The organism is Streptomyces sp. NRRL S-1022, from assembly GCF_000720135.1.
Lineage (GTDB): Bacteria > Actinomycetota > Actinomycetes > Streptomycetales > Streptomycetaceae > Streptomyces.
This window is the reverse complement of sequence record NZ_JOIU01000134.1, coordinates 1-408: the sequence shown is the minus strand read 5'-3', so window position 1 is coordinate 408 and position 408 is coordinate 1. Positions and strand designations below refer to the sequence as shown.

General features: G+C 74.8%; 1 protein-coding gene. It reads left to right on the top strand.

What is annotated here, in order from left to right; translation table 11 throughout:
* Positions 1–21: 21 nt before the first annotated feature.
* On the top strand, positions 22–408 hold a 387-nt coding region (locus IG05_RS43235), incomplete at its 3' end, for a hypothetical protein (protein ID WP_199808490.1).

The window sequence follows — 408 nt, the reverse complement described above, 5'->3', positions numbered from 1 at the left end:
AAGCAGGCCGAACCGGGCCAATTGTCGGACCCGGCGTACTGGGTCGGCCACGTCCGCCGCCCGGTCCGCTTCGCCGACGGCATCGCCGCCTCCGGCGGCTCGGTCTTCCTGGAACTGGGCCCCGGCGGCGCGCTGACCGGCGCCATCACGGAATCGGTGGACGCGGTCGGTGTCCCGGCCCTGCGCGACGAACGCGGCGAGGCCCAGGCCCTCCTGGCGGCCGTGGCCCACCTCTTCGTCCGCGGCACCAAAGTGAACTGGGCGGCAGTCCTCCCGACGGGCGCCACCGAAGCCCGCGTGGACCTGCCGACGTACGCCTTCGACCACCGCCACTACTGGCTGCAGGCGGCCCCCGCCACCGACGCCGTCGCCCTCGGGCAGAGCACCGCGAACCACCCACTGCTGGGC